11 protein-coding genes, 1 pseudogene and 1 riboswitch are annotated in these 14,173 nt (G+C 58.1%); of the genes and pseudogenes, 11 read left to right on the forward strand and 1 reads right to left on the reverse strand.

The features are described 5' to 3' along the window. The 5 genes and pseudogenes from AAC035_RS09900 to AAC035_RS09920 all read left to right on the forward strand — a co-directional run. Window positions 1–586, forward strand: a pseudogene (locus tag AAC035_RS09900) (acetyl-CoA C-acyltransferase); the annotation flags it as partial. A gap of 121 nt (window positions 587–707) precedes the next feature. Further along, entirely contained in the window at window positions 708–1,817 is a 1,110-nt protein-coding gene (locus tag AAC035_RS09905) for a Zn-dependent alcohol dehydrogenase (protein WP_339803273.1), read from the forward strand. A gap of 63 nt (window positions 1,818–1,880) precedes the next feature. After that, the gene (locus AAC035_RS09910; RefSeq protein WP_339803276.1) at window positions 1,881–3,296 is read left to right on the forward strand and encodes an aldehyde dehydrogenase family protein; all 1,416 of its coding nucleotides are present in this window, start codon (window positions 1,881–1,883) and stop codon (window positions 3,294–3,296) included. Between the two features lie 167 nt (window positions 3,297–3,463). Next, window positions 3,464–3,850, forward strand: a complete 387-nt coding sequence (locus AAC035_RS09915; protein WP_339803303.1) for a hotdog fold thioesterase — start codon at window positions 3,464–3,466, stop codon at window positions 3,848–3,850. 42 nt (window positions 3,851–3,892) lie between these two features. After that, on the forward strand, window positions 3,893–4,648 hold the full coding sequence (locus AAC035_RS09920) for an SDR family NAD(P)-dependent oxidoreductase (RefSeq protein ID WP_339803279.1): 756 nt from the start codon (window positions 3,893–3,895) through the stop codon (window positions 4,646–4,648). 359 nt (window positions 4,649–5,007) lie between these two features. Here AAC035_RS09920 and AAC035_RS09925 read toward each other — a convergent pair whose 3' ends face one another. Further along, window positions 5,008–5,637 (reverse strand): QsdR family transcriptional regulator, encoded by a 630-nt coding sequence (locus tag AAC035_RS09925; protein WP_339803281.1) that lies wholly within the window; start codon window positions 5,635–5,637, stop codon window positions 5,008–5,010. Window positions 5,638–5,842: 205 nt separating this feature from the next. Here AAC035_RS09925 and AAC035_RS09930 point away from each other — a divergent pair, with 205 nt between their 5' ends. The 6 genes from AAC035_RS09930 to AAC035_RS09955 form a co-directional block, all read left to right on the forward strand. Further along, on the forward strand, window positions 5,843–7,453 hold the full coding sequence (locus AAC035_RS09930) for a diguanylate cyclase (RefSeq protein WP_339803285.1): 1,611 nt from the start codon (window positions 5,843–5,845) through the stop codon (window positions 7,451–7,453). A 387-nt stretch (window positions 7,454–7,840) separates the two neighbouring features. Beyond that, window positions 7,841–9,232 (forward strand): DUF1329 domain-containing protein, encoded by a 1,392-nt coding sequence (locus AAC035_RS09935; RefSeq protein WP_339803288.1) that lies wholly within the window; start codon window positions 7,841–7,843, stop codon window positions 9,230–9,232. A gap of 260 nt (window positions 9,233–9,492) precedes the next feature. Next, window positions 9,493–11,154 (forward strand): carboxylesterase family protein, encoded by a 1,662-nt coding sequence (locus AAC035_RS09940; protein ID WP_339803292.1) that lies wholly within the window; start codon window positions 9,493–9,495, stop codon window positions 11,152–11,154. A 168-nt stretch (window positions 11,155–11,322) separates the two neighbouring features. Then, window positions 11,323–12,297 carry a nitronate monooxygenase family protein gene (locus tag AAC035_RS09945; RefSeq protein ID WP_339803295.1) on the forward strand — a complete coding sequence of 325 codons (975 nt, stop codon included), beginning with the start codon at window positions 11,323–11,325 and terminating at the stop codon, window positions 12,295–12,297. A 12-nt stretch (window positions 12,298–12,309) separates the two neighbouring features. Next, complete coding sequence (locus tag AAC035_RS09950) at window positions 12,310–13,206, forward strand: SMP-30/gluconolactonase/LRE family protein (protein ID WP_339803298.1); 897 nt, start codon at window positions 12,310–12,312, stop codon at window positions 13,204–13,206. A 143-nt stretch (window positions 13,207–13,349) separates the two neighbouring features. Further along, window positions 13,350–13,581, forward strand: a riboswitch (cobalamin riboswitch). A 137-nt stretch (window positions 13,582–13,718) separates the two neighbouring features. Beyond that, window positions 13,719–14,173: TonB-dependent receptor plug domain-containing protein (locus tag AAC035_RS09955; protein ID WP_339803301.1), on the forward strand; the 455-nt coding region annotated here is incomplete at its 3' end.

The following is a 14,173-nucleotide window of genomic DNA, read 5'->3' on the forward strand; positions in this document are numbered from 1 at the left end:
GAAAGACAAGGAAACCGGTGAAGTCAGTCAGAAGCAGGTCACCCTGAACAAAGACGAATGCAACCGTCCGGGTACTACCCTGGAAGGCCTGCAGGGTCTGGATCCGGTTCGTGGCGAAGGTAACTTCATCACCGCCGGTAACGCCAGCCAGCTGTCTGACGGCGCGTCTGTGTGCACCGTGATGAACAGCACCTACGCCGAAAAGCACAACATCGAGCCCATGGGTATTTTCCGTGGCTTCGCGGTTGCCGGTTGCGAGCCTGACGAAATGGGTATCGGTCCGGTGTTCGCGATTCCGCGTCTGCTGGAACGTGCCGGCCTGAAGATGGACGACATCGACCTGTGGGAGCTGAACGAAGCCTTTGCCTCCCAGGTGGTCTATTGCCGTGAGCGTCTCGGCATCCCCATGGAAAAACTGAACGTGAACGGTGGCTCCATTGCCGTTGGTCACCCTTACGGTGTGACGGGTTCCCGTCTGACTGGCCATGCGCTGATTGAAGGCAAGCGTCGTGGTGCCAAGTACGTGGTGGTGACCATGTGCATTGGTGGTGGCCAGGGTGCAGCCGGTCTGTTTGAGGTGCTTTAAGGCACCGGGCAGACAAGAAAGGGGGGCGGGCGCGAGTTCGGCCCCTTTTTTGTTTTTGCCAAGGGATTTGTTAATAAGAAACAACATTACGCGCCAAGAGCTGAAACAAGGAGAGAGCATTATGAGTCGCCAGGCAAAAGCCGTTGTTTGCCGGGAATGGGGTCAGCCCGTTCAGGTTGAAACCATTACTGTGGATGCGCCCAAGCGGGATGAAGTCACCATCAAGGTGGCGGCCTGCGGTGTCTGCCACAGTGACCACTCGGCCACGACCGGCAAGATTCAGTACCCGCCACCACTGGTGCTGGGTCACGAGGCCGCTGGTGTGGTCATCGAAGTGGGCGAGGGCGTAACCGGTCTCAAGGAAGGCGATTACGTGGTGTCGACGTTTATCACCATGTGTGGCAAGTGCCGCAACTGTGTGCGGGGCCGTCCGGTGCTGTGCGATAACGCCCGCAAATCCCTGTTTACCCTGCCGGATGGCACGGTCCGCACCCACGGTGAGGATGGCAAGGATCTGAACGTATTTGGTGCCTGCGGTGTGATGGCGGAGTACGCCACCCTGCACGTGGACAACTGCGTCAAGATTGACGATGGCGTACCCATGTCCAGTGCGGCCCTGGTGGGTTGTGCGGTCATTACCGGCGTTGGCTCGGTGTTCAATACCGCCCAGCTGGAGCCCGGCTCCCGTGCTGCGGTGTTCGGTATTGGCGGTGTTGGCCTGAATGCGATTCAGGGCTGCGACACCGCCGGTGCAGAAATGATCATTGCCGTGGACACCAGCGAGACGAAGCTGGAAATGGCCCGGGAATTCGGCGCTACCCACACCATCAACATCAATGAAGTGGATGACGTTGCCAAGGCCATCAAGAAGCTCAGTGGTGGCGGGGTCGATTATGCCTTCGAGTGTGTCGGTAACGGCAAGGTGGTTGAGCAGGCCTACAAGGCGCTGAACCGTGCCGGTACCGCCGTGGTGGTGGGTGTGGCAGACATGAAAGACAGCACCACCATCAACACGTTTTCGCTGCCGGCGGATGAGCGTACCCTGAAGGGTAGTTGGCTGGGTTCGGCCCGCCCGCAATACGACTTCCCGAAAATTCTGGGGCTGTACAAGGCCAACAAGCTGAAGCTGGACGAGCTGGTCACCCAGACCTACAGCATTGATGACGCTCCCCAGGCCTTCGAGGATATGCTGGCCGGCAAGAACGCCCGCGGTGTGATCGTTTTCGACTGATCGAAAATTGTAACGCTACGTACCCGTTTCCCAGACAGAATGTTCAGTAACAGGAGCACAACAATGAAAGATCTCAGCAAGAACTACATCAACGGCGAATGGATCAACTGGTCCGGCGACACCCTCGACGTATTTGAAGGCGCCACCGGCGACGTTATCGCCAAGGTACCGGCTTCCGACAGAGCCACTATGGAAAAGGCCATTGAGGCCGCCGATGCCGCTTTTGAAAGCTGGTCGGAAAGCACCGTCGAACAACGGGTCAAGGTGCTGCAGCAGTTGCAGGCGGGCCTGAAGGCCCGGGCTCCGGAAATTGCCGAAGCGGTTTCCCGTGAAGTTGGCATGCCCATCAAGCTGTCCGGCATGATTCAGGCGGGACTGCCCATTGCCGTCACCGGTACCTACATCGACATGCTGCCGGACTATCCGTTCAGCGAGCAGTCCGGCAACTCCGAGGTGCAGTACGCACCGGTAGGCGTGGTGGGCTGTATTACCCCCTGGAACTACCCGCTGCATCAGGTGATCCTGAAAGTGGCTCCGGCCATTGCTGCCGGTTGCACCATTGTTCTCAAGCCCAGTGAAGTGTCACCCCAGAGTGCCTTTATTCTGGCGGAGATTCTCGACGGAACAGACCTGCCCAAGGGTGTGTTCAACATGGTCTGTGGTCTCGGTGGGGAAGTGGGCGATACCATGCTCAAGCACCCGCTGGTACGGATGATTTCCTTCACCGGCTCCACCCGCACCGGTCATCTGATCGCCCATGCGGCCGCCGACGATTTCAAGCGTATTGCCCTGGAAATGGGTGGCAAGTCCGCCTCGGTGATCCTGCCGGATGCAGATCTGGAAGCGGCGGTGAAAGGTTCCTTCATGAACTGCCTGCAGAACAGCGGCCAGACCTGTACCGCGCTGACCCGCATGCTGGTGCCTGCGGACAAGCACGATCAGGCCTGCGAGATAGCTGGCGCCGTGGCCAATGGCGTCAAGCTGGGTAACCCGCTGGATGAAAATACCCGCCTGGGCCCGTTGGCCTCAGCGGAGCAGCGTGACAAGGTAGTGGACTACATCAAGCTGGGCATCGCCGAAGGCGCCACCTTGGTGGCCGGTGGCCCGGATGCGCCGGAAGGCCTGGAAAAGGGCTACTTCGTGAAGCCTACCGTATTCGGTAACGTGGACCCCGACAGCCGCATTGCCCAGGAAGAAATCTTCGGGCCGGTAGTGTGCATCATTCCTTACCAGACCGAAGAAGAGGCCATCAGGATTGCCAACGGCACCCTGTACGGGCTGTCTGGTGCGGTCTGGGCCGGCGATAAGGAAAAGGCAAAGAAGGTGGCCAGCAAGCTGCGCACCGGTCAGGTCTTCGTCAATGGCGGCGCCTTCAACCCGCTGGCACCTTTCGGTGGCTTTGGCCACTCCGGTATCGGCCGCGAGTTTGGCAAGTGGGGTCTGGAAGAGTTCCTCGAGGTTCGCTCGCTGCAGTTGTAATACCCGCTGTTGATGGGGTAAATATAGAAGGCTAACGAAACGGGCACTTTTCGTTGATGGAGGTGCCCGTTTTTGTTTTATGAACTGTCCACGTATCGTCGTATCAATCAATAACAGAGGATCTTTCAGTGAGCAGTATCTGGACTGTACAGCCATCGGTAGCAAGCATGCAGGCACGGGTGCGTAATACCGCGGTGGAGCACATGGGTATCGAATTTGTCGAAGCGGGTGACGACTACATCAAGGCCCGGATGCCGGTGGACCATCGCACAGTGCAACCGGCGCGGATCCTTCATGGCGGTGCCTCGGTGGTGCTTGCAGAAACCCTGGGCAGTGTTGCCTGCAACCATTGCCTGAAAAAAGAAGGCACCGCCGGGGTGGGCCTCGAAATCAATGCCAACCACATCCGCTCGGTCACCTCCGGGTGGGTTTACGGCACCACACGCCCACTGCATCTTGGTGGCTCTACCCAGATATGGGAAATCCGGATCGAGACAGAAGATGGTAAGCTGGTGTGCGTCTCACGTATCACCATGGCGATTATCAACGTCTAGTCATTTTTCGCCGTTAAAAACAATAAAACCGGAGGAAGCATTGTGGAACTTGGTCTGAAAGGCAAAAACGCGGTTGTTACCGGCGGCAGTAAGGGTATTGGCCGCTCCATCGCCCTGGCCCTGGCCGCCGAGGGCGTGAACGTAGCCATTTGTGCCCGCAGTGAAGGACCACTGAATGACACTCTGAAGGAAATTGAGGCACTGGGCGTCAAAGGCTACCGGGAAGCCTGTGACGTGGGCGATGAGGCCAGTCTGAACGGTTTTCTGGACAATGCCCGGGCGGCCCTCGGCAGCGTTGATATTCTGGTGGGCAATGTGTCGGCTCTGGGCGCAGGCAACGATCTGCAGGCCTGGGCTGCCAACATAAGCCTGGATTTGATGTCCACGGTCCGCGCGGTGGACAAAGTGCTGCCCTGGATGAAAGAGGCCGGGCAGGGCAATATCATCATCCTGTCGTCGATTTCAGGCATTGAGGTGGGCACAACCCAGCCCTATGCCGCCACCAAGGCGGCGCTGATCAGCTACGCCAAGTCACTGGCGGTGGATAACGGCCCCAATGGCATCCGGGTGAACAGCATTGCCCCGGGCTCCATCAAGTTTCCGGGCGGGGTCTGGGACAAGATGGAGAAAGCGGGGGCTGAGCGTTACCACACCACCTTGGCACGGATTCCCTGCGGTCGTTTCGGACTGCCGGAAGAGGTGGCCAACGTGGCGGTGTTCCTGGCTTCAGACGCTGCCAGCTGGGTCACCGGCGCCTGTATTCCGGTAGATGGTGCCCAGCATCGGTCCAATATGTAGCTGGTTAGAAGCCGGAATTATTGTCCCGTTCCCCCTGACCCTGAGCCCGCCGAAGGGTCGAAGGGTCGCTGGATTCAGGTCTAGGTCCTTCGACAGGCTTCCTTCGACAAGCTCAGGACGAACGGATTACCGGGGGGGGGCACGCCCTTCGACAAGCTCAGGACGAGCGGTTTTTTGGCGGACTCATGATAAAGTTCCGTTCACCCTGAGCTCGTCGAAGGGTGGTTGGTTCGAAGTGTAAGTCCTTCGACAGGCTCAGGACGAACGGTTCTTTGGCGGATTCATCATTGAAGCCCCGTTCACCCTGACCCTGAGCCCGCCGAAGGGTCGAAGGGTGGTTCGTTCTAAGTTGGAGGGCTTTACTTTTTTCCACCGCCCAGCAGAATGCGCACCGCCGTGCAGGCATTCTCGACTTCCTGCAGGTCCGGCTTGCGACCAATGATGACGTCGCTGTACAGACAGGACTCCGCCAGCCGCACCATAAAGTAGGACAGGGTTTCCACCGGCATCGGCAGATCTTTCAGGTTGCCCAAATCGACCTGCTCCTGAACCATACGGGTGTTGGCATCGACGACCCGGCCGTGCATGGTGGACGCGGACGAGGTCAGCACCCGCAGGGCATTTTCCGAATCCTGATGTATGAAATTGCGAAGCGGTTCCGAGCTGACCAGCGTGGTGTTTATCTTGCGATAGACGCCTACAATGTAATCAACACCTTTTCCTTCTGTGGTGGCCAGCGCCGATGCTCTTAATGGCTGGTAAAGCGACCACAGGATATCCCCCAGCAGGAGATCCTTGTTGCCAACCCAGCGAAACAGGGTAGCCCGTCCAATACCGAGATCTTCGGCCAGATCGGCCAGATGAAGCCGCTCGCCTTTCAGCCACAGCCTGCGGGCGCGGGAAAAGGCATCAGCGGGGGTCGCCCGTGATGAACGTTTGCGAGTTTTCTTCAGCTCCTGCTGGAGCGGGGAGTGGATAACAGCTGCCACGTGGTTCTCACTTCTGATGCATCAGCCGGCAGTTTTGCGTCCCTGTCACTAACCACTGAGGCGTTATTTTTGTTAAAAAAACTTCATCCGGAAGCGCCGACTTACGAAAATCTCTCAAATATAGATCAGACTCTGTGATAATTCCGGTCCAATAACAATAATCAATAGGGATGAGGGGCACCCTCAAATCTCCGGAGGCGTTAGTATGCTTGTTCTCGCCTTGTTTGTATCCAGCCTGGTCACTCTGTTTCTGGCCCGCTATGCCTGGGTCAGGAAGTCCGTGCCTACTGCACGTACCGTCGCCGTCATGATGGGCGGGGTCAGTTGGTGGACACTCTGCTATGCCTTCCTGGTGCTCAGTGTCCGGTTTCCCGGTGCGGTTCCGATACTGTTGGACGACGCCCTGTTCTGGTTTCGTGTCATGTTTGTTGGCGTGGTGGTGATCCCCACCTCCTTCCTGATCTTCGTCATCCAGTATAGCGGGATACGGGAGCATGTGGGGGCCAGGTTGCTGGCCCTGTTCATGGTGATACCAGCGTTGACGGTAGCTTTTGCCCTGACCGACGGTACCTTTCATCAATGGTTTGCAGCCGGCTTCCGACCCGGAATTGATGACTTCACCGGGGGGCCGGCCTTCTGGCTCCATTCACTCTACTCCTACGCACTGTCACTGGCCGCCTATGTTCTGCTGATCCGGTTTTTTATCCGCCGCCCGGCCTATCGCGCCCAGGCGTTCTGGCTATTGGTGGGAACGTTTACCGCAACGTCAGCCAATCTGGTGACTATCCTGGGGTTGCTGCCGCCGCCTCTGGAGAAAGTGGATCTGAGCCCCTTTGGTTTTCTGGTTACGGCATTGATCATGCTGCTGAATATCCGCCATTCCGGTTTTCTGGACATCATGCCCATCGCCCGGTCGGTGATTTTTGATCATATGGAAGATGCCATGCTGATTACTGATGGTCGTGGCCGTCTGGTGGATCGCAATCCGGTGGCCCGGGAACTGTTCGGCAATACCCCTGCAGGCGGGTTCCGCGGTGTCAGTGTAGAAGCGCTGGTGCCCGGATTGTTAAACCGCGACGAAGTGGTGTCCGAGCTGGCAGTGGCCCGGGCCAGTAGCCAGGCCGGTGCACTGGAGCAGCGTTATCTGAACGTGCAGCATACGGCGTTCCACGACAGCAAGGGTGCAATCCGGGGCCATATCTACGGGTTTCGTGACGTTACCGATCTGAAGCGGGTGGAGGCCAGCCTGCGGGAGCAACTGGCCCGCAATGAAGAGCTGCGCAAGGCTTTGAAAGAGGAGTCGGTCCGCGATCCTCTCACCGGTTTGTATAACCGCCGCTGGCTGGATGAGACCCTGGAGCGGGAAATCCCGAGAACCCTGCGGGAGAAAGGTCAGCTCAGTCTGTCTGTCATCGACCTGGATCATTTCAAGCGGGTCAACGATACCTTTGGTCACGATGTGGGAGACCAGGTTCTGAAAACTCTGGCTACGCTGTTGAAGGAGCATTGCCGCAAGCACGATGTAGCGACCCGCTTTGGCGGGGAAGAATTTGTGCTGGTGCTGCCGGGTCTGGGGACGGAAGCGGCCACCGAGGTCATTCAGCGCCTTCAGGGGCTGTTTCGTGAGTGCATGTTTACCGGTGGCTTGTCCGGACTGACCTTTTCCGCCGGGCTGGCTGCGGTGCCTGGCCACGCCCGTGACCGGGCGACCCTGTTCAAGATGGCCGACCGGGCGCTCTATCAGGCCAAGGAAGGTGGCCGGGATCAGGTCCGGGTATTGTCCCCGGAGGAGGGGTTTATACCGGGAACGGATTGATTCGTTGCCGTTGCCATTGATCCTGTTATCGCGGCAGCGGCGTGGCCCGCCCGGGTGCTTGTTAACAGACGTGACCGAATACTCAGTTGCTCTGAACTATTCATGTTAAAACTCCAGATACTGACAGGGCCGTCGGGCTGGCGCGTTATTGTCCAGTGTTTTTGGGGATACCCGGTTCAGAGGTGCGGTTCGATGTGTCTTTATGGCGTTCATATCGGCCTATGCCGTTCACCTTTAAACTGGCATCGCCCGCAGTTTAATCAAAAATGAAACGAAACAGATGTAAGCCTCCACATTCCATAAACTTATGAAGACACACGGGGCAGGCAAGGTCCGGTTTTCCACGAACAGCCTGTCGGTAGTCAAAACAATAAGATGGTCGGCCCGATGTACGAGACAATGCGAAAAAACTTCCTCCTGGTACTCTGTGTTTCCCTGCTGGCGATGACCAGCCTTTCTGTTGCCCAGGCTGCGGTTTCCCAGGGGGAAGCGGCCCGCCTGGGTAATAACCTGACGCCCTTCGGGGCTATCCGTGCGGGTAATGCCGACGGCTCGATTCCCCGCTGGACGGGCGGTGACACCCGCATACCGGATGGCTATGGCGGCACCGGAAGTCACCATATCAATCCTTATCCGGACGACAACATCCTGTACACGGTCAGTGCTGAAAATATTGATCGCTACCGGGGACGCCTGCCGGATGGCGTCGCTGCGATGATGCAGACCTTCCCGGAGACCTTCCGGATGAACGTGTACCAGTCACGGCGCTCTCATACGGCACCGGACCACATCATCGAGAACACCCGTCGCAACGCTACCCGCGCAAGCCTGGTCGATGGCGGCAACGGAATCCAGAATGCGTTTGGTGGTTACCCCTTCCCGATACTCCATGGCTCCAATGAAGATCAGGCCATGCAGGCTATCTGGAACCACCTGGTGCGCTGGCGTGGCCGCTGGATGGAGCGTGAATCCACGGAAGTGGTGGTGGTCAATGGCCAGTGGCGAGGCGTGAAGTCCCGGCAGGAAGTCTTCTTCAACTGGAACGTTGAAGGTGGTAGCCCGGAATCACTGGAAAACATCATCAACTACTACATTTCCACGGTCATCGAGCCGGTCCAGTTTGCTGGTGGTGGTATCCTGGTGCATGAAACCCTTGACCAGGTTGCCGAACCACGCAAAGCCTGGGGCTTCAGTGCCGGTGAGGTTCGTCGTGCGCCCAGTCTTGGTTACGATGCTCCCATTGCCGCAGCGGGTAACCTGCGTACGGTAGACGACACCGACGTGTTCAATGGAGCCCTGGATCGTTACAACTGGACCTATCAGGGTCGTAAGGAAATGCTGATTCCCTACAATAATTTCCGGATTACCGAGAAGGGATTGCCCTACAGCGAGGTACTGGGTACCCATCATCTCAATCCGGATCTGGTGCGCTGGGAGCTGCACCGGGTACATGTGGTGGAGGCCAATCTGCGTGATGATGCCCGTCATCTGTATTCGAAGCGGGTGTTCTACATTGACGAGGACAGCTGGAACGTAGCCATTGTTGACCAGTACGACTACGAGGGTGATCTGTGGCGGGTAACCATGGCCATGCTGAAGAACTTCTATGACCTTCCGGGTGTGTGGACCAACGTGGAATCGTTCAACGACCTGAAAGTCCGTCGCTACCATGTCCAGGGTCTGGACAGCGAAAGTGCAGGCACCCGGAAGTTTGCAGACGAGTTCCCGGGCAAGCGTTACTTCTCGCCGTTTACCCTGCGTCGCCGGCTTTCCAACTGATCTTGTTTTTGATGCTTTTCAGGTTTTCGTCTCTTTAATCTGAACGCGGTCACATGGATGTGACCTGAATGACACCTCTCTCAGATCATTCCCCCCTGAAGCGCCAGACAGTTTTGTAGCCCACCTGTAGTCTTTTATCAGGATTTTCGAGCGCTTGCCCGCTACTGTCAATTTTTCCGGAAATTCTGCCAGATACCTGTTTATTATGGGTATTTCGGCTCTCAAACCAACGATAACAATAGCTTTGAGGGTACAAGACGATGAATCTTTCCACACAAAGAAAAGCCTGGAAGAGCTCCCTGGCGCTGGCCATCAGCGCGGTACTGCTGGCGGGATGTAACTCGGGTTCAAGTTCTTCCGACAATGACGACCCCGGAGAAACACCGGCCACGGTCCGGAACACCACGCAGGGTCAGGTTCAGGGCGTAGAGACTGGCAACGGCTACGCGTTCAAGGGTATTCCCTACGCCACGCCACCGGTAGGCGAGCTGCGATACACGGCGCCACAGCCTGCTCCGGCCTGGGAGGGTGTGCTGACAACAGATGCCTTTGGTGGCAGCTGCATCCAGCCGGCGAGCACTTTCGGCACGGAAGTATCTACTGAAGACTGCCTGTACCTGAACGTTTACGCGCCGGAGAACGCGGACGGGCTGCCCGTTATGGTCTGGATTCATGGTGGCGCTTTCGAAACGGGATCAGGTGATACCTATGATCCTGCCGGTCTGATCGACGAGGGTGTGGTTGTCGTTACCATCAACTATCGTCTGGGTGTACTGGGCTTCCTGTCCCATCCCGACCTGGCGGCAGAGAATGACGACGGTTATTCGGGCAACTGGGGCTTCATGGACCAACAGCTCGCGCTGCAATGGGTGCAGGACAACATCGCCAACTTTGGCGGCAATACCGATAATGTCACCATTTTTGGTGAGTCCGCTGGCGGTCTGAGTGTTATGGGGCACGTGGTATCCCCCGCCTCCGAGGGCCTGTTCCACAAGGCGATTGTCCAGAGTGGTGCCTATTCTGGTACCCAGCCTGATCAGAATGCGGTTGAAACCGGTGGTGACGCCTTCTTCAGTGCCCTGGAATGCGATGATATTGCCTGCATCCGCGATCTGGATGTGACTGCCATCCAGTCCGCCCAGGCGGCCGGGAACTTCAGTTTCGTACCCAGCCTGCGCCCGGATTCGCTGCCGAAGAGCATCGGCGCATCTTTGGCAGACAATGAATACACCAAGGTGCCCATGATTGCCGGTGTCAATCGGGACGAGTGGCGTCTGTTTGTGGGTATTGCCGAGCTTGGCCGTATCAGAGCGCTGATGGCTCAGGGCAGCAATTATCAGGATGCCGCTGCGGAGGCCAGCCTGAAGGAAGAAGACTATCTTCCGGAAATCCAGAGCTTGCTGGGCGTTCCCGAACCAGTGGCGATTGGCATTGCTGCTGCCTACCCGCTGGAAGGTGAGGAGTTTGGCGGCAATGTCAGTCTCGCACTCAGCGCACTTGGCACCGATACGATTTTCTCCTGTCCGGGTCTGGGTCAGATTTCAACGCTGGCTGAGCAAACGACTGTTTACGGTTATGAGTTCAACGACCGCAACGCACCATCCATCATTCCCCCCGGCAACACCTTCCCATTGGGTGCCGCCCATGCCTTCGAGATCCAGTATGTCTTCGGATCTGACGAGAGTCGTGCTGACCCGACCCGCACCGGTGGCGCCATGAACGAAGACCAGATTGGACTGGCTGCCCTGATGACCCGTGCCTGGGCGCAGTTTGCCGCCACCGGCAACCCCAACGCTGAAACCGTCGAAGGTGCAGCCTGGATGGAATTCGGTACCGGTGGCACTCTGATCGAGTTCATTCCCGACGGCACCACAACCTTGTCGGAGGCTGCCTTCAGGGCCCGTCATCGCTGCGCAAGCTAACAGATCTGCTGTTGCAGTAAATTCGAAGGGGTGGCTGGTCCACCCCTTTTGTATTTCGCGCCCCTCTGTTCAATAATGACTTCCCATTCCAATAACCAGAATTCGCCATCTGCAGAGACGCCTGTTTTACAGGGGTACTGACTGCAACGGCCCAAAAAGGGGAGTTCCATGAAAACACGTATCACTGAACTGTTCGGCATTGAGCATCCGATTATCCAGGGCGGCATGCACTGGGTGGGTTACGCCGAGCTGGCCGCTGCCGTATCCAACGCCGGTGGTCTGGGCATTCTCACTGCGCTGACCCAGCCCACACCGGAAGATCTGGCAAAAGAAATCGCCCGCTGTCGTGAAATGACCGACAAGCCTTTTGGCGTCAACCTGACCTTCCTGCCCTCCTTCCAGGAGCCACCCTACCCGGAATTCATCAAGGTCATCATTGACGGTGGTGTGAAGGTGGTCGAGACCGCCGGCCGCAGCCCCGAGAAGTACATGCCGTTGCTGAAAGAGGCCGGCATCAAGGTGATTCACAAATGCACCTCGGTACGCCATGCCCTGAAAGCCGAGAAAATCGGCTGTGACGCTGTCAGTGTTGACGGTTTCGAGTGCGGCGGTCACCCGGGTGAAGACGACATCCCCAATTTCATTCTGCTGCCAAGGGCGGCCGAGGAACTGACGATTCCGTTTGTGGCCTCCGGCGGCATGGCCGATGCCCGCAGCCTGGTGGCCGCCATGGCCCTGGGTGCCGAGGGTATGAACATGGGTACCCGTTTCCTGGCCACCAAGGAAGCGCCGGTTCACGATCGGGTCAAGCAGACCATCGTAGAAGCGGATGAGCTGCAGACCCGTCTGGTGATGCGTCCTCTGCGCAATACCGAACGGGTGCTGAACAACAAGGCGGTGGAAGAGATCCTGCGTATCGAGAATGAAAAGGGTGCCGACACCGGCATTGACGATATCCGCCATCTGGTCTCAGGCGCCAAGGGCAAGCTGGTGCTTCACGAAGGCAAGATGGACGAAGCCGCCTGGAGCTGTGGCATGGTGGCCGGGCTGATCCACGATGTGCCCAGCTGTCAGGAACTGATCGACCGGATCATGACTGACGCAGAGACCATTATCCGTCAACGCCTCACTGGCATGCTGTAAGGAGTCCGTCTGATGGCAGAGCTCAATCTTTTAGTGGATGGTGGCAGTTTCTTTGAAGGCCCGCGCTGGCGTGACGGTCAGTGGTGGGTGTCGGATTTCTATCAGTACGGTGTCTTTACCGTAAGCCCCGAGGGTGAGCGCACGAAGATCCTCGATGCCCCGGAGCAGTCGTCCGGGCTGGGCTGGCTGCCGGATGGCTCGCTGGTGTACGTCTCGATGCTGGACCAGAAAGTCATGCGTCGGGCCACCGACGGTACCATCAGTGAGTACGCGGATATCAGCGCCCACACCGGCGGACATGCCAACGATCTGGTGGCCGCCAACGACGGCAACCTCTGGGTTGGCAATTTCGGTTTCGATCTGATGGAGGGCGGTGACCTGAAACCCGCCAAGCTGGTTCGGATCGATCCACAGGGTAAGGTCAGTGTGGCGGCGGATGATCTGTTCTTCCCCAACGGCATGGTTATAACACCGGACCAGAAAACCCTGATCGTCGGTGAAACCTTTGGCAACCGGATGACCGCGTTTACCATTGCCGATGACGGCGAACTCTATGATCGTCGTGACTGGGCTTCCTTTGGTGACAAGCCCAAAGCCGGTCCCCGCTCGGAGCTGCTGAAGCAGCTGAGTATCGGGCCGGATGGCTGCGGTCTGGATGCCGAAGGCCAGATCTGGATTGCCGATGCCTTCAATCAGCGCTGTATCCGGGTCGCGGAAGGTGGCGAGATCACCGATGAGATTGCGGCACCTCCGGGGCAGGGAGTGTTTGCCTGCATTCTGGGCGGTGACGACGGCCGCACCCTGCTGATGTGCTGTGCTCCGGATTCCGCTGCGAAACGCCGCAAACTGGCCAACGAGGCCTGCCTGTACACCGCCAGGGTCGCGGTACCTCACGCCGGTAATCCATGATTTCCGGATAACCGGCAGCTGGTTGTAACCGACGCCAATCGGGCGGGGGTGCTCTGCCCCCGCTCACGGTTCCCCGCTTTCTGCCCGAACTTTCTCACGGATGCTGACAAATGTCGTTGACCCCCCGGGGTGGCGTTGTTAGCCTTGCGTCCACGTTTGCAGGTGCCCATGGTATTGCGACACATGGGTGAAACGGGAAGTCGGTGCGCGAAGCCATATTGCCGCAAGTCCGACGCTGCCCCCGCAACGGTAAGTGAGATCGGAAGGATGACTAGCATGCCACTGTGCTTCGGCGCGGGAAGGCGGTCATCCGGTTGGTGATGCAATCACCGACACTCACAAGCCCGGAGACCGGCCTGTTGACACACCATACGTTGCGGAGGGCGACGGAGGGGGGTGATCTGCCGGTTTTTTGTCCTTTTCCGTCTGCCGCCTGCCTTCGCATAACCTTTCCGCATCAGTTACCCAGTCTTTTATCCGTGCGGGTGCGCGCGGAATGCGGAGCCATAGCCATGATTCACCCTCAACTGCCGTTCATGCTGGCAGGCGTTTCCCTTGTTACCTTCCCTCTGATTGCAATCGCTCAGACCTCCCCATCGCAAAACGCGCTTGATCCTATCGTGGTGACCGCCACGCTGGGCCCCGAGACCGTTGGCGAGAGCCTGTCATCGGTCACCGTTATCCGACAGGACGACATTGCCCGCCAGAAGCCGGCGGAATTCCGGGACCTGCTGCGCGGGCAGCCGGGGGTCAATGTTGTTTCCGATGGCAGTTATGGCAAGACCACCAGTCTGTTTCTGAGGGGTGCCGGTAGTTCCGGCCCCGTGCTGCTGCTGGACGGGATCCGCCTGCGATCCGCTACTGCGGGCATTCCCCCCTGGCAGTTCGTGCCGCCGGATCTGCTGAGTCGTGTAGAAGTGGTCAGGGGGGCAAAGAGTTCACTGTATGGGGCCGATGCCGTGGGTGG

The sequence above is a fragment of the uncultured Marinobacter sp. genome (assembly GCF_963974375.1).
Classification (GTDB): Bacteria; Pseudomonadota; Gammaproteobacteria; order Pseudomonadales; family Oleiphilaceae; genus Marinobacter.

What these genes read in the sequence shown, in the direction of transcription:
- AAC035_RS09905 (WP_339803273.1), top strand. Translation starts at nt 708, where the DNA reads ATGAGTCGCCAGGCAAAAGCCGTTGTTTGCCGGGAATGGGGTCAGCCC.
- AAC035_RS09940 (WP_339803292.1), top strand. Translation starts at nt 9,493, where the DNA reads ATGAATCTTTCCACACAAAGAAAAGCCTGGAAGAGCTCCCTGGCGCTG.
- AAC035_RS09945 (WP_339803295.1), top strand. Translation starts at nt 11,323, where the DNA reads ATGAAAACACGTATCACTGAACTGTTCGGCATTGAGCATCCGATTATC.
- AAC035_RS09930 (WP_339803285.1), top strand. Translation starts at nt 5,843, where the DNA reads ATGCTTGTTCTCGCCTTGTTTGTATCCAGCCTGGTCACTCTGTTTCTG.
- AAC035_RS09910 (WP_339803276.1), top strand. Translation starts at nt 1,881, where the DNA reads ATGAAAGATCTCAGCAAGAACTACATCAACGGCGAATGGATCAACTGG.
- AAC035_RS09950 (WP_339803298.1), top strand. Translation starts at nt 12,310, where the DNA reads ATGGCAGAGCTCAATCTTTTAGTGGATGGTGGCAGTTTCTTTGAAGGC.
- AAC035_RS09935 (WP_339803288.1), top strand. Translation starts at nt 7,841, where the DNA reads ATGTACGAGACAATGCGAAAAAACTTCCTCCTGGTACTCTGTGTTTCC.
- AAC035_RS09915 (WP_339803303.1), top strand. Translation starts at nt 3,464, where the DNA reads ATGCAGGCACGGGTGCGTAATACCGCGGTGGAGCACATGGGTATCGAA.